The sequence below is a fragment of the Lutibacter sp. A80 genome (assembly GCF_022429645.1).
Lineage (GTDB): Bacteria > Bacteroidota > Bacteroidia > Flavobacteriales > Flavobacteriaceae > Lutibacter.
The window spans coordinates 989,128-1,007,074 of sequence record NZ_CP092480.1 but is presented as its reverse complement, the minus strand read 5'-3'; the positions used below and the strand labels follow the sequence as shown (position 1 = coordinate 1,007,074).

Sequence of the window (17,947 nt, the reverse complement as noted above, 5' to 3'; positions counted from 1 at the left end):
ATTTTTAATGAGAAATATCATTTAAAATAAATATTAAAAGTAGTATGCTTTATTAAAAATAAATATTATTTTTGTAAAAATTAAATTAGTATTAAAGTTATGGATTTATCTCAATTTTCGGGTTTTTTAGTATTTTTAGGAATCTTTACAATGGGATTTTGGTTAATGTTATTTTTATTAACATTTGCAATTCCTTATTGGTTATTTGGAGCTGCTAAAGAAGCTTGGAAATATAGAAAAGAAGGTAGAGCAATACCTAAAAAATAATTTAGGTTTTAATATATATAAAAGGGTAATTTTTCAATTACCCTTTTTTTTGTTTCATATTTTAAGCGTTTATTTTAATTAATGCTATTTTCAATCTTTCTTTGAAATTAGAAATTTGTGAGTTTTCAAATTTTAGTTCTCATTACAATTGCTTTGTAATAGGTTTAGATTCTCATAATTACATTCAGAAAGAGGAGAATAGAAGTCTAAAAAAACGTATAAGAATGTAGTGTAGTATCTGAATTTAAGATATAAAAAAGGACAATTATTTAATTGTCCTTTTTTATATTTTAGTTATGCTTTAAACATTTCATCACCTCCACCATCATCAAAACTACCACCTTGAGGTCTTTCACGTTTCTTTTGTTGTTTAAATCTATATGTAAAATTTAACATAATTTGTCGTTCTCTCCATTGAAAATCACCTTTAGATATTGTTGTTTCAGTGTAAGTGGTAGATTCTCTTTTTCTTGAATTAAATAAATCGCTTACATTTAAAGCTAAAGTAGCATTTTCGTTAAAAATATCTTTACTAAAGGCTAAGTTCACCATAAGCATACCTTCTCTTTCAGATACAGCACCTTCTCTAGGTCCCATATAAAAACCAGTTGTTTGCCAATCTATTTTTCCAGGTAAAGTTATTCTAGAAACCATTCTTGTAAACCAGTTAACATCATCTGAGTCGTAATTAATACCTGCATATTCACCATCAGTAACAGATTTAAAAAAGTTGAAACTGTTATTTAATTTCCACCATTTAAAAGGAGTATAGTTGGTTGTGAATTCAAAACCATAACGATCTTGAGAGCTAAGGTTTACTGGGTTGGTTATTAAAACTAAAGTTTGAGTGCCGTCTACATCTCTGTATTCTTCAGTTTGTACCATTTCTATATTATTAATAGAGTGGTTATAATACATAGAAGAGTTAAATGTAAATTTATCCCATCTTTTTAAATACCCTAAATCAAATGAATTTGTATAAGTAGGATCTAAGTTTACATTTCCTTTTCTAATATGAGTTTCACTAGTTCTTGATTCAAAAGGATTTAAAAACCAACTTCTTGGACGTCTTAATCTTCTGCTATATCCTAATGTTAAACTTTCAGTATCATTAAATTCTAAGCCTAGATTTACAGTAGGAAAAAGTTCTGTAAATTTTTTATTATAAACTTCATTAGTTTCAATTAAATTAATTTTTCTGTCTGTAACTTCGGTTCTTAAACCTAATAAATAAGAGAATTTATTTATCTTTTTTCCATATTGTGTATAAAAAGCATAGATATCTTGATCGAAATTTAAAATATTAGAGAAATCTGTATCATTTACAAATTGGCCTAGATTTGTGTCGTAATTTTCAACTCTATAATCGGTTGTTAACTCGTCTAATGTAGTTTTAAAACCAAATTCAAATTGAGCAGTTTCACCAATTGGTAATACGTAATCTGCTTGTACTAAGATATCTTTAGATTCTTCGTCTGTAAAATTATTTTCATCGTTAGTATTGATGATAGCATCACTGTCTTCAGTACTTTTTCCGTATTGAAAGTCGATTGTTAATTTATGTCCGTCTGTTTTAAAATCTTGTGTAAAGTTTAAAGAATATTCTATAGTTTCATCAAAATCACTTTCAAGTTCAATACGTTCGTATTCACTGCTTAAAATATAATCAGCATCTAATAGTGTATTTATATTTGTAGCTATGTCTTCTCCATCTGACTTTCTATACAATACAGAACCGGTTAACGAGCTGTTATCACTTAAAAAGTATTCAATTCCGAATGTTGTATTAAATCTATTGTTTTCTCTTTCGTAAGTTGTTTTTTCATCTCTATAACTACTAATAGCTCCGTTGTCGTCAAAGTAAGTAGTTTTGTTGCTAGAGTTTCCTGGTGCATTGCTATAATTATAACCGGTACTATTAAAGAAATTAATTTTTTTAGTACGGTAATTTAGGTTAACAGAAGCTCCAAAATTATCTGGATTACCAGCATTTGCAGTTAAAGAACCGTTAAAACCTAAGGCTTTTCCTTTTCGTAAAACAATATTTAAAATTCCTGCAGTTCCTTCGGCATCATAACGTGCAGATGGACTGGTAATTACTTCTACTTTTTCGATGGCATCTGAAGGTAATTGACGTAAAGCATCTGTACCATTTAATCCAACTAAACCTGATGGTTTTCCGTTTATTAATATTTGTACATTTTCATTACCTCTTAAGCTTACATTTCCTTCTACATCAACGGTAACAGAAGGTACGTTGTCTAAAACATCGGAAGCAGAACCACCTTTTACAGTCATATCTTTACCAACATTGTATATTTTTTTATCTAAACGAATTTCAACAGTACTTTTTTCGGCAATAATTTCTACTTCGTCAAGAGCTTGTGCATCAAGTTGTAAATAGATAACACCTAAATCTGTAGTTTTTGAAATGTTTTTATTTTTAAGTGTTTGTGTTTTAAAAGAAATAAACTCTATTGAGATATCATAAGTTCCTTTTGCTACTTGAATTTCAAACTCACCATTTAAATCTGTAATTCCACCTGTTACAATGTTTCCATCTAAAGATTTAACCACTATTGTAGCATATTCTAAAGGTTGTTTAGTGTCATTGTCAATCACTTTCCCTAAAATAGAAATTTTTTCTATAGGTTCATCATAATTTTTAGCGTTTATCGTGGTGACAAATAGACTTATTAAAATTAAAGATATAATATTTTTCATGAATTATTTATTAATTAATTTAGTTAGTGCAAATATAGTTTAGACTTTAGTTCTTTTGTGTTAACGAATGTTAACACCTGTTTGAGTTAGGTAACGTGTTATTAAACAAAAGTACGCCATTTGAAAACATATAACTCATTGTTAATTAGTTATTTGCATCTAAAATTGAAATTTATAATTTAAAATTAAGGCAGTAGAATTAAGTTTTATGTTGTTAAAAAAAACTTAAATTTTATAAGATAGATTTTATTAATTCTGGTGGACGTCCAATTACTGCTTTATCATTATTAATAACAATAGGTCTTTCAATAAGTTTTGGGTATTCTACCATTGCTGTAATTACTTCAGCGTCAGATAATTGTTTGCCTTTAAAATTTTCTTTCCAAATAGCTTCGTTTTTTCTAACTAAATCTATTGGAGAAATTCCTAATAACTTAATAATATTTGTTAATTCTTCTTTTGAAATTGGGGTTTCTAAATATTTTATTGTTTCAAATGTAAGTTTTGATTCTTCTAAAATTGCTAAACCTTGTCTACTTTTGCTACAACGTGGATTGTGATATATTTTCATATTATTTGTTTTGCGGCAAAAATACTAATTTAATAGGTTGGCTTAATAACTTTTTTATCAAAATCAATTATTTTTTCTTTGATACTTTGATTAATTCGATACGTAAAAGAGAGTAGTATTGTACGGTATTTATTTTTGATTAAACTTTCAGTAAAATAATTGGTATTATACCTATCTCTATCGGTTTTATTTGATAAAAATAGATCGTCAACTCTTAAGCTTACTGTTGCATTATTTTTAAATAAATCTTTTTTTACAGCAGCACTTACATAAGAATTTGCCTTTTTAGTAGAATACGGACCAATAGATTTTAAAGAGTGTTTTGCATTTAATTGAAAATCAAATACTTTTGGTATTTTTAATTGAGTGAAAAGACTAAAAGAACCATTGGTACTATTGCTATTATAATCTAAAATAATTGTTTTATTAGCGTTATTTGTGGTGGTGAAAGTACCTGTTTGTTCAAAATTATAAATATTTATATTGCTTGTAAAACTTAATAAGTTACTTGCTTTATACGTAGTATTTATGTTTATACCATAATACGCTACTTTGCCTAAATTAATAGGTGTTGTTATAATTTTATTTATACCATTTAAGTTATCTCCGGTTTCATAAGTTACGGGTTGCCAATAATCTTTAAACGTTTGATAGAATAGACTTGGTGAAAATGTAATTTTATTACCATAATTTGAAAAAATTAAACTAAAACTATCTACATAAATTGGTTTTAGTAAAGGATTTCCAATAAAGGATGATGTTTCACTGTATTTTTCCTCAAAAGGTTTTAAATCTTCATAAGAAGGTGTAAACATATTTTGTGCAAAGCTAAATGATATGTTTTTAGTTTCATTTAATGTGTAATCTAAAAATACTGAAGGTAGTAGTTTATCAAAATTGTTTTCTTGTAAGTTGTTTAAATGTAAGTAATCAGCTTTCATTTTTATGAATTCAGCTCTTAGACCAATTTCATAATAAAATTTATTAATTTGACTTTCAAAATTGACAAAAGCAGCATTTACATTTTCTGTATAATCAATGTTAACTACTTCATTTGTACTAGTATATTTAAATGGTAATTTATTATAATCTCCTTTAAACCCTAAAGTATATGTTGAGTTTTTATTGATAGGATTTATATATTTAAGTTCTACCGAAGTATTTGTCATTTTATTATTTTCAACAGATTCTTCGTCAGTAAAATTTAAATTTGTATTGCTTATGGTGTCGTCAAAAGTATCTGAATCTTTTGAAAAAGTAATTGAAGTTGAAATACTTTCTCCTTCTTTTTTAAAGTTGTGTGTAATTTCAGCTATAAACTCTACCATTTCATTATCAAAATCTCTTAAAAATGTTCTATTATTTAATTCAAGAAGATTATAAGAGTCATCAAAAATTGAAGAATTTGTAATTGTATTGCTTTTGCTATTTGTATTTAAGAAATTTACACTTGTACTAATAGTACTTTTGTTTGTAATATAAAAGTCAGCACCAACAGTTCCATAAAATGCATTTCTTTTATTGTTAGATTCAATATCTTCATTTAAAAATGAAATGGTGTTATTATTGCTAAAATATTCTGATTGAGAAGATGATTCTGTAATTGGATTGCTATGATTGTATGAGGTGTTTATATAAAAATTGACATTTTTATTTTTATTATTTATGGTTAACAGTCCACCAAAATAATCTTTGTAACCACCAGTGGTTGTTAAAGAGGCGTTTAAGCCTTCATCTTTACCTTTTTTTAAAATTATGTTTATAACACTTAATGCATTACCACCATATTCAGCACCGGGATTAGTGATGACCTCAATTTTTTCAATGCTGCCAGCTGGAAGCGATTTTAAAGCGCTTTGGGTTGTTAGAGATGATGTTTTACCATTAATCATTGTTTGTACATACCCTTGTCCTTGCACAGATATTTCACCATCTGGGTTTATGGATACGGAAGGTATATTATTTAAAATATCAGTTACAACTCCTCCAGTAACTCCTAAATCTTTTTCAATATTATAAACAATTTTATTAGGTTTAAATTCAACTGTTTTTTTTTGGCTTATAATTTCAATTTCATTTAAATATTCAGTATCAACATCTAATTTAATAGTACCAAGGCGAATGTTTTTGTTGATATAAGGGAAATTTAATTTTTTTGATTTAAATGAAACAAATTCAATAGATGCGTTATAAGCACCTTCTTCAACTTCAATTTCGAATTTACCGTTAAGATTAGTAATTGTACCATGTTTTATGGTGTTAGAATCCAAACTTTTAAATACAATAGTAGCATATTCTAAAGGTGTTTTAGAAGTACCATTAATTATTTTACCTGAAATAGTGTAAGTTGGTTTTTTTTTTGTTTGACTATAATTTACTAGAGGGGATAGTATGATTAATAATAAAAATATACTTCTCATATAATAGCTTTATATTATATATCACAATTTAAAATGGATGTATAATAATGATAATTTAATTTTCCATAAAAGCTAAAGTACTAAATATTGGGTTAAACACACCATTTATATGTAATTATTTACCTTTTGGGTGTTTTTTTGGTAGTTTGGTTAAATATTATTAGTGTTTATTTTTAAATCTTTTAATTTATTAATAAGGTCTAATTCTTTTGTATAATGAATTCCATTAATATTTAAATTGTTAGCAGTTAATACATTTTTTTTATTATCATCAATAAAAATAGCTTTTTCAGGAGTGATATTATATGTATTTAAAATTAGCTTATAAATTTCTGGAAATGGTTTTATTAACTTTACTTTTCCGGATACAATAACTCCATCAAAATCATTAAAAAAAGGAAATAATTTTATACCAACTTCCCACTTTTCTGCACTCCAATTTGTTAATGCGTAAATTTTATATTTTTTTGAAGCTTTAAGTTTTTTAAAAAGTTGTAAGTTTTCTTTTATTGGACCAGAAAACATTTCGTCCCAACGTTTGTAAAAACTTATAATTTCTTTTTCATATTCTGGAAATTCGGCAATTTTTATAGCATTTGCTTCAGCAATAGTTCTACCAGCATCTTGTTCAATATTCCATTGAGGAGTGCACACATTATTTAAAAACCACTGTACTTTTTGTTCATCACCATTAAATATTTTCCGATATAAATATTCAGGTTTCCAATCCACTAAAACTCCACCAAGATCAAAAATTATAGTATCAATTTCAGCTTTCATTACAATTCGTTTTTATCTTCAACTTGCCCTTGTTGCATTAAAAATGCTTTAATAAAGCCGTCTATTTCACCATTCATAACAGCATCTACATTACCTGTTTCAAAGGCAGTTCTAACATCTTTTACTAATTTATAAGGGTGCATTACATAATTTCTAATTTGAGAACCAAAATCAATTTTCATTTTTCCTGCTTCTATATCACTTCGAGCTTCTTGTTGTTTTCTAAGTTCCAATTCGTATAATTGAGATTTTAACATTTGCATTGCTCTATCTCTATTTTCGTGTTGAGAGCGTGTTTCTGAACACGAAATTTGAATTCCAGTTGGCTTATGTGTTAATTGTACTTTAGTTTCAACTTTATTTACATTTTGTCCACCTGCACCACTAGATCTTGAGGTTATTATTTCTATATCTGCAGGATTAATTGTTATTTCAATACTATCATCTACAAGCGGATATACATATACTGAAGCAAAACTTGTATGGCGTTTTGCATTGCTGTCAAAAGGAGAAATTCTAACCAAACGATGTACTCCATTTTCGCCTTTTAAATAGCCAAAAGCATATTCTCCATCAATTTCTAAAGTAACAGTTTTAATTCCAGTAACATCACCTTCTTGGTAGTTGAGTTCTCTAATTTTAAAACCTTGCTTTTCTGCCCACATTAAATACATACGCATTAGCATAATTGCCCAATCGCAGCTTTCTGTACCACCAGCTCCAGCGGTAATTTGAAGAACAGCACTTAAATTGTCGCCTTCTTCAGAAAGCATATTTTTAAACTCTAAATCTTCGAGTAGTGCTATAGTTTTATTGTATAATTTATCAACTTCCTCTTCTGTAGCTTCGCCTTCAGTATAAAAATCTAGTAGGATAGAGGTTTCTTCAAAAAAGGTTTTAATGGCTTCAAAATCTTCAACCCATTTTTTTTTAGATCTTAAAGCTTTTATTACAATTTCTGCATCTTTAGGATTGTTCCAAAAATCTGGATTTGCAGTTTTTTCTTCCTCATTTGAAATTTCAATTAATTTTTTATCAATTTCAAGGTAAGTTTTTAACTTGCTAATTCTTTCTTGTAATTTATTTAGTTGTTCACTTGATACCATATAGATGTTTAAGAAATACAAAAATAACTTTTCATTTTTAAACTAAGAAAATTAATTAAATTCATATTGTATAAATATAAAAAGTAATGTTATTATTTAAAGTTAATATATTTATTATAAATTAAAATGAACATTTAGAGATATTTATACTTTTAATTTAATGCTATAAAAAAATAATTTAGAACATTAACAAAATATTTTAAAATTAAATAAGTATTTGTTGTTATTTTTAGTGATTATATTTGAATTACAAAAATGTAGAAAATGCAAATAAATTTAATAAGTGATACTGTAACAAAACCTACAGAGGGTATGTTAAAAGCAATGATGAATGCTGAAGTTGGAGACGATGTGTTTAAATCTGATCCAACAGTAAATAAATTACAACATAAAATTGCTGAAATGTTTGATATGGAAGATGCCTTATTTTTTCCATCTGGTACAATGGCCAATCAAACTGCTATAAAAATTCATACGCATCATGGAGATAAAATGTTTTGCGATAAGTACGCACATGTACATAATTTTGAAGGAGGTGGAGCGGCAGCCAGTTCAGGTGTAACATCACATTTATTAGATGGTAAAAGAGGAACTTTTACGGCAAAGCAGTTAGAAGAAGCTGTAGTTGGAGATCGTTCAGATATTCATTCTCCTTATGCACGTTTGGTTGCACTAGAAAATACAACTAATAAAGGAGGCGGTGCCTGTTGGGATTTCGAAGAAATTTTAAAAATTAGAAAAGTTTGTGATACCAATAATTTGGCATTACATTTAGATGGAGCAAGACTATTTAACGCTTTGGTAGCAAAAAAAGAAAGTCCAGAACAATATGGAAATGTGTTTGATACCATTTCAATTTGTTTATCTAAAGGTTTGGGAGCACCAGTAGGTTCGTTATTGTTAGGCTCTAAAGATTATATAAATAAAGCGTTAAGAGTACGTAAAATTTTTGGAGGAGGTATGCGGCAAGCGGGTTACTTAGCAGCTGCTGGAATATATGCACTAGATAATCATATAGAAAGGTTAGAGGTTGATCATTCACGTGCTAAAATTATTGGAACAGCTCTTAAAAATTGTGAATTGGTGAAAAAAGTAGAACCCATAGAAACTAATATTATAATTTTTAATATAATAGATGGTATTAATGATGAAGTTTTTATTAACAGGTTAAACGATGCGGGTATTGGTTTAATATCTATGGGGCAAGGAAAATTAAGAATGGTAACTCATTTAGATTTTAATGAAGAAATGCTAAGGTCTGTTGTTAATACTATTAACCATATATAGTAGTTTTTATAAATAAAGTTTTAAAGTAATTGGCAATATGTAATTAACAGCTATATTTTTCGACCTATTGTAAAATATTAAAAATGAAGAAATTTATTTTAGCTGTAATTATAGTATTTTTTACTATTGTTACAACTTTTGGACAATCTAAACTAAATAAAACAGAAGTAATGACTACTATAGAAACTGCAACTATTGCTAACGGTTGTTTTTGGTGTACGGAAGCAATTTTTCAATTATTAAATGGTGTTGAAAGTGTAACATCTGGTTATACAGGCGGAACTTTAAAAAATCCTTCTTATAAAGAAATAACTACAGGAGAAACAGGACATGCGGAGGCAATTCAAATAAAATTTGATACCACTAAAATTAGTTTTGTAGAAATTTTAGAAGTTTTTTTTAGTACACACGATCCAACAACGTTAAACAGACAAGGTTATGATGTTGGTACTCAGTATAGATCAGCAATTTTTTATAATTCTGAAACTCAAAAAAAAATAGCAGAAGAATTTATAAATGTACTATCGGAAGCTAAGGTATTTGATAAGCCAATAGTTACAGAAGTTACAGAATTAGATGTTTTTTATGAAGCTGAAAACTACCATCAAAACTATTATAATAACAATAAAACACAAGGATATTGTGTAGCAGTTATTAATCCTAAATTAGAAAAATTTTTAAAGCAATTTAAAAGTAAACTAAAAAAATAAGTTGTAGATTTTCTTTTTATAAATGAGAACTATTTTGTGATTAAAAAAAAACATATTGAATAAAACAGTAAGTATTTTAGGTTGTGGATGGTTAGGAAAACCTTTGGCTATCAAATTAATAGCTGAAGGGTATACTGTAAAAGGATCTACAACTTCAATTAGTAAATTTAATGAGTTTAAGAATTTAGGAATTGCACCTTATTTAATTACATTAGAAAATATTTCAGTTAGAATTAATGAATTTTTAGCCTCGGAAATTCTTGTTGTTGCTTTGCCTTCAAAAAATTATGATGGGTTTAAAAAACTAATAAACTATATTGAAAAATCTTCAATTAAAAAGGTATTGTTTATAAGCTCTACGTCTGTATATATTTCAAATAATGAACTTGTTACCGAAGCTTCTCCATTACAAAATGTACCTTTAGTTAGTATTGAAAATCTTTTTATTGAAAATAAGTTTTTTAAAGCAACAATAGTTCGTTTTGCAGGTTTATTTGGTTATGATAGAAAGCCTGGTAATTTTTTTAAAAATGGTCGTAAAATACCTAATCCAGAAGGATTTGTAAATATGATTCATCAAGATGATTGTGTTTTAATTTTAGAAAAAATAATTAAGAATAATTATTGGAATGAATTGTTTAATGCCTGTGCAGGTACACATCCTAAAAGACGTGATTATTATATTAAAACAACATTAGATATAAATAATGAGCCTCCTGTTTTTATTGAAACAGAACATACTGTTTTTAAAATCATTTCAAATAAAAAATTAAAAGCTGTTTTAGATTATAAATTTAAGTATGGAAATTTAATGAATATTAATTATGAAAATTTTGATAGCTAAACAATTTGTAAAAAATAAAATATGGTATAAAATAAAATTGGCATTTTAATTGTTATAGATTTAGAAAAGAAGATATTTATTTATGCAAAAAAAATACAAGTTATTATTATTGAGTTTATTATTTGATGGTGTTGGAATGCTATCTTTTGTGATACCGTTTGTTGGAGAGTTTTCAGATGTTGTTTGGGCGCCAGCTTCAGCGTTTTTAATTTATAAAATGTATAAAGGTACCGAAGGTAAAGTAGGTAGTATTGTTTCTTTTGTAGAAGAAGCAGGTTTATTTGGTACAGATTTTTTACCAACGTTTACACTAACATGGATATATAAATATGTAATTAAGAAAGATAAAACAGACTAATCTTCATTAAAAAAGCGTTTAAAACCTAACCGTACTAACATTTTTTTAGTGAAAAAATTCCAAAAGAATTTAAATTGTCCAAAACAAAAACCAACTATAGGAAGTGTAATTTGATAAATTACAAATATTAGTAAAATACGTACAGGCCAAAAAATATACGGATTTGTAGATTCTTTAGGTAAACCAATGTACTCAGTTAAAGGTCTAGCAAACCAACCTGAAAAATAGCCATTAATAGAAAAAACAATTAGTATTAATACTATTTGAAAGTTTGATTTTAATCCCCAACGTTTTTTTAAGCTCTCCATTTATAAAAATTTCGTTGCAAAAATACATTTTAATTTTACATTCAAAATTTTATCATAAAAAAAGGTCAAACTTTATAGCTTGACCTTTTGTGTTTTATAATTATATACAATTATTTACCAAATAAACCACCTAGCATTCCGCCAAGTCCACTTTTATCTTTGCTACTTCCACCAAGAAGCATTCCAGCTACATCATCAATAACGCTACCATCACCATCTGCATCTAATAATTGATTTACTAAGCTTTGTTGTGAACTAGATTCTCCACCTAACATTCCACTTAATAAATTTCCAATTCCATTTTCATCAGAAACATCTTGTTCACGAGTTTCTTTACCTAAAGCTCCCATAACTAGAGGTCCAGCTACTTTTAAAATATTCATAGCAGAACTTAAATCAATTCCACTAGATTTACTTACAGCTTGTGCTACATTTTCTTCTTTTCCATTAAATACATGACTTAAAATTCCAGCACCATCACTTAGAACATCTTCATCAACTCCACTACCACCTAAAACACTTCCTAGGTTATCTAAAATTCCTCCGCTATGTTTGCTGTCTCCTAAAGCGCTTAATAAACCTGAAGCTCCTTCTGAAGTAGAAGCATTGTTTTTCATTGCTCCTAAAATTAATGGTAATGCTGTACTTAATGCACTTGTAGTTTTTCCTTCATCTTCTCCAAATTGTTTACTAGCTCCGCTAATAAGTGTTTTACCAAGGTCGCTATTTAATAAATCTAATATTCCTGACATGTTTTTTATATAATTAGGTTAATAATTTCTCTAAAGTAATAAATATTTACATAAAGTTTGACACAATATTTAAAAATGAGTCACTATAAAATAAAAAAAAGCAATTAACGTTACCGTTAAAATGGCATAAACATTGCAATTTAATCATGTTTACTAATTTAAAAAATGATATAATATGAAAAAAATAATTTTAGTGGTATCCATTTTATTTGGTGGAGTTTTTTATGCAAGTGCACAGCAAATTTCTGATAATGCTTTAGGTTTAAGACTTGGAGATAATGATGGTTTTGGAGGGGAGATTTCGTATCAACATAAATTATCTTCCGAAAATAGATTAGAAATTGATATGGGGTATAGAGATCACAGTAATTACAATGCATTTAAGTTATCTGGTATTTATCAGTGGGTTTGGAATATTGATGGAGGTTTTAACTGGTATGCAGGTTTTGGGGCAGGTATTGGTTCTTGGAGTTATGATTCAGACTTTGTAAATGTTAAAGATGATGGAATGTTTTTAAATGCAGATGGAAACGTAGGAATTGAATATAATTTTGACGCTCCTTTTTTAATTTCATTGGATTTTAGACCTGAGATTGGAATTATTGGAGACTACGGAAAAGATACAGATTTAGATTTAGCATTGTCTGTTAGGTATCAATTTTAATAAAATATTGTAAAATATATAGAAAAAGCACTTTAAGTGCTTTTTTTTATGCTTAAAATTTAAGTATGTTTTGAAGTATTTTTTTATCTTTCCGACAATTATAAAACTCTTTAATGAAAAAAATAGCATTACACTGGCAAATTATTATAGGAATGGTACTTGGAGTAGTAGTTGGACTACTAATGACGAAATTTGAAGGTGGCGAAAAAATTGTACAAGATTGGATTAAACCTTTTGGTCAAATATTTATAAATTCATTAAAATTAATAGCAGTTCCTTTAATTTTAGCATCCTTAATAAAAGGTGTTTCAGACCTAAAAGATATTTCTAAATTATCTAAAATGGGTGGTAAAACTATTGGCTTGTATTTAATTACAACAGTTGTTGCAGTTTCTATAGGTTTATTGTTGGTAAATATTGTTAAACCAGGTAATTCAATATCAGAAGAAACCAGATTAGAATTGGTTGAAAATTATACGAGTGATACCGTTAAATATAAAGAAGAAGCAAATAAACAAAAAGATTCGGGTCCTCTACAAGCACTTGTAGACATTGTACCAGATAATATTTTTGGAGCTGCTTCAGAAAATAAAAATATGTTGCAAATTATATTTTTTGCAATATTTTTTGGTATTGGATTAATTTTGATACCTAATAAAAAGTCAAAACCTGTTAAAAAATTCTTCGATGGTTTTAATGAAGTCATATTAAAAATGATTGATTTAATAATGCTCGCAGCTCCTTATGGTGTGTTTGCTTTATTAGCAGCTTTGGTGGTTGAATCTCCAAGTATAGATTTATTTAAAGCATTAATTTGGTATGCTTTTACTGTTGTAGTAGGATTGCTATTAATGATTATTTTTTATAATTCAATTGTTTGGGTAGTCACTAAAAAAAATCCATCAACATTTTTAAAAGGAATATCTCCAGCTCAATTATTAGCATTTTCTACAAGTAGTAGTGCTGCAACTTTACCTGTAACTATGGAAAGGGTTACAGAACATTTAGGAGTAGATGAAGAAGTGAGCAGTTTTGTATTACCAATTGGAGCTACTATAAATATGGATGGAACTAGTTTATACCAAGCTGTAGCTGCTGTATTTATTGCACAAGCTTTTGGTATGGATTTATCTTTAGGGGCTCAATTAGGTATAATAGTAACGGCTACATTAGCTAGTATTGGATCTGCTGCAGTACCAGGTGCTGGAATGGTAATGTTGGTTATTGTATTAGGTCAAGCAGGTATTCCAGAGGCTGGGTTAGCTTTAATTTTTGCTGTAGACAGACCTTTAGATATGCTAAGAACTACTGTAAATGTAACTGGAGATGCTTCAGTCTCAATGTTGGTAGCAAAATCAATAGGAAAATTGCATAAACCAAAAGTGAAAGATTGGGATGATGATTATCCAAAACATAAATCTAAAAAGTAATTTTTGTATAGGTAAATTACTTTAATTTATAAATCTATTTTGTGTTTCTGGAGTTGGAATCATGCATTTATCTTTTTTCCCAAACCACTTATAGCGATTGTTAGCAATGTAAGTATATATCCAATCTCTTATAAATGATGGAATCACAATAAAAATGTACAATAGTTTAAACATTCCATCTAATTTTTGTGCAATCTTTAGTGCTGCAGTCGATTTTTCGTAATAGTTAGTGTTATTTTCTATAAGAATTATCGAGTCCATATAATTTTTTTTTAAATTATAATGTAACAATAATTCTTTTGCAGCGTCTGATTGGAGAGAAGCAAATTTAAAATGTGCTTTTTTATCGTGTTTTATAATAAATTTAACCGATGCATTACATAGGTTACAAACACCATCAAAAAGTATTAGATAATTGTTTTTTGTATTGTCCACTTGGCAAAGTTACATATTTAAAGGAAAAGATTCTTTTAACAAAGTATTATTAGCTAGTTTCAATAACAAATTATAATTTAGTTAAAACAACAACCAAATGATTAAAATTGAAAAATTACACAAATCTTATCCAATAGGTAAAGATTCTCTTCATGTATTGAAAGGATTAGACTTACATATAAAAGAGGGGGAATTTGTATCTATTATGGGTTCATCCGGATCTGGAAAATCAACTTTATTAAATATTGTTGGTTTATTAGACACACACGATGAAGGTAATTATTATTTAAACGGACAAAAAATAGAAAACTTAAATGAAAAAAAAGCAGCCGTTTTAAGAAATAAATTTTTAGGTTTTATTTTTCAATCATTTAACCTAATTACGTATAAAAGTGCGTTAGAAAATGTAGCTTTACCATTATACTATCAAGGAGTTGCTAGAAAAGAACGACTTGAAATTGCGATGCAATACTTAGATAAAGTTGGGCTAAAAGAATGGGCTACACATTTGCCAAGCGAATTATCTGGAGGTCAAAAACAACGTGTTGCCATTGCAAGAGCCTTAGCAACAAAACCAAAAGTTGTTTTAGCCGATGAGCCAACAGGAGCGCTTGATTCTTCAACATCAAATTCCGTTATGGAAATGTTAAAAGAAATTAATAAAGAAGGGATGACCGTTTTTGTTATTACACACGAAGAAGAGATTGCAGAACAAACAGATAGAATTGTTCGTTTAAAAGATGGCGTTATTATTAGTGATGAAAGAACCAATAAAAAAGTAACTGCTTAATTATGTTCGATTTAGATCGTTGGAGAGAAATTTTCCAGTCCTTAAATAAAAACAAACTTAGAACAGCACTGTCTGGTTTTACAATAGCATTTGCTATCTTGTTATTTACACTATTGTTTGGAGTAGGAAATGGATTAAAACATACGTTTGAAGAGCAATTTGCAGGAGATTCTCAAAACTCAATTTATATAAATTCAGGATTAACAACAAAACCATACAAGGGTTTACAGAGTGGAAGAAGAATTCAGTTTAGAAATGAAGATTCTAAATTTATAAATGAAAAGTTTGGAGATAAAATTCAATTTTTTAGTCCGAACATTGAAAAAAATATGCAAGTAATTTATAAAGGTGAACAAAATAGATACCAAATTAGAGGTGTTTATCCAGATTATCAACCTTTAGAATCATCTGAAATAATAGATGGTAGATTTTTAACGTATCTAGATATTGAAAGAAAATCTAAAGTTGTTGCTATTGGTAGACTTGTTGAAAAAGATTTGTTTGGAAGTTTAAGCGCTATTGGAAAAGATTTAAATATTGAAGGTATTTCATATAAAGTTGTAGGTGTTTTTAAAGATCCTGGTGGAGATAATGATGAACGTTATATTTATGCTCCTTTTTCAACGTTTCAAGGAATGTACAAACCAAATGATGAAGTTGATTATATTGGAATGACTTTTAGTCCAGATTTAAATGTAGATCAAGCCTTAGCATTTAGTAATTTATTAACTAAAGTTCTAAAAGAAAAACATAATGTAGATCCTAGAGATCAAGGTGCAATTAGAGTTAGAAATTATGCAGAAGGTACAAAAAATGTACAACAATTTATGGGAGTTTTAAATGTAATAATTCTATTTATTGGAATTGGTACTTTGGTAGCTGGCGTAATAGGTATAAGTAATATAATGGTATATATTGTTAAAGAACGTACTAAAGAACTAGGTATTAGAAAAGCTTTAGGAGCAACACCAGCTTCTATTGTAAGTATGATTATGCTTGAATCTATATTTGTAACAGCTATTGCAGGTTACTCTGGTCTTATGTTAGGGGTTTTTACATTAAAAGCACTAGGTGATACTTTAGAAAAGTACTTTATTTTAAATCCAAGTGTAGAAACTTATGTAGTAGTTGGTGCAACTATAGTACTGGTTATTGCAGGTACCATTGCAGGTTATATTCCTGCTAAAAGAGCAGCGAGTATAAAACCAATTGTAGCATTAAACGACGAATAATTATGAAATTTTTATTTGATTCAGACACCTGGCAAGAAATATACAGCAGTATACGTAAAAACAAAATGCGAACTGGTATTACCATAATAGGTGTAATGTGGGGTATATTTTTATTAGTTGTTTTATTAGGTGCAGCAAGAGGTGTAGAAAACAATTTTAATAAATTATTTGGAACCTTTGCTACAAATAGTGTTTTTATTTGGGCACAACAAACAAGTAAACCTTTTAAAGGATTTCAAGAAGGAAAATCATTAACATTAAAAATGTCTGATTTAGAAAATATTAAAAATGAAATTGAAGGTTTAGAATTTGTTGTACCACGTCATCAAACACAAGCATTGGCAATTAATAATTTTAAATCTGGAACATTTGGTGTTTTTGGAGATTTTCCAGAATTAGATAATGTACAAAAGAAAGATTTAGTTTATGGTAGATTTATAAACGATAACGATATTAAAGAAAAAAGAAAAGTATGTGTAATTGAAGAAGAAATTTACAAACAACTTTTCGATATTGATGTCTACCCAATTGGTACCTATATTAAAATTAACAACATAAATTATAAAGTTGTTGGTATGTATAAAGAAGGTCAAGTTGGAGGAGGAGGTCCACAAGGAAATATTCATATACCATTTACTACATATCAACAAGTATACAATAAAGGAGATAATGTTGGTTGGATGATGGTTACAGGTAAGCCAGAATATGATATTACACAAATAGAAGCAGATGTAAAATTACTTTTAAGAAACCTACACAAGGTACATCCAGAGGATGAAAGAGCTTTTGGTAGTTTTAATTTAGGTGAAATGATAAAACAAGTAACAGGCTTTTTAACAGGAATGCAATTTTTAACTTGGTTTGTAGGTATTGCTACCTTAATTGCAGGTGTTTTCGCCATAGGTAATATACTTTTAATTACAGTAAAAGAAAGAACTAATGAAATAGGAATTAGGCGTGCTTTAGGAGCCAAACCTTGGGAAATAAAAAGACAGATAATTTTAGAATCTGTATTTTTAACTAGTATTGCTGGTGCCTTAGGAATTATTTTTGGAGGTCTCGTGTTAATGTTAATTGATGCAACAATAGGAAGTGGTCCAGAAGCAGTTTTAAGCAATCCAACAGTAGATATTCCTGTAGTAATAATTGCAGCAATTACACTAGTTGTTTTAGGAACATTAATAGGACTAATTCCAGCACAAACAGCAGTTAGTATAAGACCAATAGAAGCATTAAGAGAAGAGTAAATAAGGATGAATTAATAATGAA

At 28.1% G+C, this 17,947-nt stretch carries 18 protein-coding genes; 10 read left to right on the top strand and 8 right to left on the bottom strand.

The window, feature by feature from the left end; all coding sequences use genetic code 11:
• The first annotated feature begins 99 nt into the window (after positions 1–99).
• Positions 100–267 carry a hypothetical protein gene (locus tag MHL31_RS04510; protein ID WP_240227889.1) on the top strand — a complete coding sequence of 56 codons (168 nt, stop codon included), beginning with the start codon at positions 100–102 and terminating at the stop codon, positions 265–267.
• Between the two features lie 294 nt (positions 268–561).
• Here the strand turns inward: MHL31_RS04510 and MHL31_RS04505 are convergent, their stop codons facing one another.
• The 5 genes from MHL31_RS04505 to prfB form a co-directional block, all read right to left on the bottom strand.
• On the bottom strand, positions 562–2,991 hold the full coding sequence (locus tag MHL31_RS04505) for a TonB-dependent receptor domain-containing protein (RefSeq protein WP_240227888.1): 2,430 nt from the start codon (positions 2,989–2,991) through the stop codon (positions 562–564).
• A gap of 232 nt (positions 2,992–3,223) precedes the next feature.
• Positions 3,224–3,562 (bottom strand): arsenate reductase (glutaredoxin), encoded by a 339-nt coding sequence (gene arsC / locus MHL31_RS04500; RefSeq protein WP_240227887.1) that lies wholly within the window; start codon positions 3,560–3,562, stop codon positions 3,224–3,226.
• A 29-nt stretch (positions 3,563–3,591) separates the two neighbouring features.
• Positions 3,592–5,982 (bottom strand): outer membrane beta-barrel family protein, encoded by a 2,391-nt coding sequence (locus tag MHL31_RS04495; RefSeq protein ID WP_240227886.1) that lies wholly within the window; start codon positions 5,980–5,982, stop codon positions 3,592–3,594.
• Between the two features lie 150 nt (positions 5,983–6,132).
• On the bottom strand, positions 6,133–6,762 hold the full coding sequence (locus tag MHL31_RS04490; protein ID WP_240227885.1) for an HAD family phosphatase: 630 nt from the start codon (positions 6,760–6,762) through the stop codon (positions 6,133–6,135).
• Positions 6,762–7,868: a peptide chain release factor 2 gene (gene prfB / locus MHL31_RS04485; protein ID WP_240227884.1), complete on the bottom strand. Its 1,107-nt coding sequence runs from the start codon at positions 7,866–7,868 to the stop codon at positions 6,762–6,764. The genes MHL31_RS04490 and prfB overlap by 1 nt, the downstream gene beginning before the upstream one ends.
• Positions 7,869–8,132: 264 nt before the next feature.
• Between prfB and MHL31_RS04480 the strand changes: the two genes are divergently transcribed.
• From MHL31_RS04480 to MHL31_RS04465, 4 genes are all read left to right on the top strand, one after another.
• Positions 8,133–9,155 (top strand): low specificity L-threonine aldolase, encoded by a 1,023-nt coding sequence (locus tag MHL31_RS04480; protein ID WP_240227883.1) that lies wholly within the window; start codon positions 8,133–8,135, stop codon positions 9,153–9,155.
• An 83-nt stretch (positions 9,156–9,238) separates the two neighbouring features.
• Positions 9,239–9,865 carry a peptide-methionine (S)-S-oxide reductase MsrA gene (gene msrA / locus MHL31_RS04475; RefSeq protein WP_240227882.1) on the top strand — a complete coding sequence of 209 codons (627 nt, stop codon included), beginning with the start codon at positions 9,239–9,241 and terminating at the stop codon, positions 9,863–9,865.
• 55 nt (positions 9,866–9,920) lie between these two features.
• Positions 9,921–10,709: a dTDP-glucose 4,6-dehydratase gene (locus MHL31_RS04470; protein ID WP_240227881.1), complete on the top strand. Its 789-nt coding sequence runs from the start codon at positions 9,921–9,923 to the stop codon at positions 10,707–10,709.
• 82 nt (positions 10,710–10,791) lie between these two features.
• Complete coding sequence (locus tag MHL31_RS04465) at positions 10,792–11,067, top strand: hypothetical protein (RefSeq protein WP_240227880.1); 276 nt, start codon at positions 10,792–10,794, stop codon at positions 11,065–11,067.
• Here the strand turns inward: MHL31_RS04465 and MHL31_RS04460 are convergent.
• Together MHL31_RS04460 and MHL31_RS04455 are read right to left on the bottom strand one after the other, a co-directional pair.
• Positions 11,064–11,375 carry a DUF6787 family protein gene (locus tag MHL31_RS04460; RefSeq protein WP_240227879.1) on the bottom strand — a complete coding sequence of 104 codons (312 nt, stop codon included), beginning with the start codon at positions 11,373–11,375 and terminating at the stop codon, positions 11,064–11,066. The two genes, MHL31_RS04465 and MHL31_RS04460, sit on opposite strands and share 4 nt — an antisense overlap.
• A 110-nt stretch (positions 11,376–11,485) precedes the next feature.
• Positions 11,486–12,127, bottom strand: coding sequence for a DUF937 domain-containing protein (locus MHL31_RS04455; protein ID WP_240227878.1), 642 nt, complete (start codon positions 12,125–12,127; stop codon positions 11,486–11,488).
• A 175-nt stretch (positions 12,128–12,302) separates the two neighbouring features.
• On the opposite strand from MHL31_RS04455, the gene MHL31_RS04450 reads away from it, so the two are divergent.
• The gene (locus MHL31_RS04450; RefSeq protein ID WP_240227877.1) at positions 12,303–12,791 is read left to right on the top strand and encodes a porin family protein; all 489 of its coding nucleotides are present in this window, start codon (positions 12,303–12,305) and stop codon (positions 12,789–12,791) included.
• A 113-nt stretch (positions 12,792–12,904) separates the two neighbouring features.
• Entirely contained in the window at positions 12,905–14,221 is a 1,317-nt protein-coding gene (locus tag MHL31_RS04445) for a dicarboxylate/amino acid:cation symporter (RefSeq protein WP_240227876.1), read from the top strand.
• Between the two features lie 21 nt (positions 14,222–14,242).
• On the opposite strand, the gene MHL31_RS04440 is transcribed toward MHL31_RS04445, so the two are convergent.
• Complete coding sequence (locus tag MHL31_RS04440) at positions 14,243–14,656, bottom strand: thiol-disulfide oxidoreductase DCC family protein (protein ID WP_240227875.1); 414 nt, start codon at positions 14,654–14,656, stop codon at positions 14,243–14,245.
• Between the two features lie 97 nt (positions 14,657–14,753).
• Here MHL31_RS04440 and MHL31_RS04435 point away from each other — a divergent pair, with 97 nt between their 5' ends.
• The 3 genes from MHL31_RS04435 to MHL31_RS04425 are packed head-to-tail and all read left to right on the top strand — an operon-like array spanning position 14,754 to position 17,925.
• Positions 14,754–15,446 (top strand): ABC transporter ATP-binding protein, encoded by a 693-nt coding sequence (locus MHL31_RS04435; RefSeq protein ID WP_240227874.1) that lies wholly within the window; start codon positions 14,754–14,756, stop codon positions 15,444–15,446.
• Positions 15,447–15,448: 2 nt separating this feature from the next.
• Entirely contained in the window at positions 15,449–16,678 is a 1,230-nt protein-coding gene (locus tag MHL31_RS04430) for an ABC transporter permease (protein WP_240227873.1), read from the top strand.
• Positions 16,679–16,680: 2 nt separating this feature from the next.
• A complete protein-coding gene (locus tag MHL31_RS04425; protein ID WP_240227872.1) occupies positions 16,681–17,925 on the top strand; it encodes an ABC transporter permease in 1,245 nt (414 codons plus the stop codon).
• Positions 17,926–17,947: the final 22 nt, after the last annotated feature.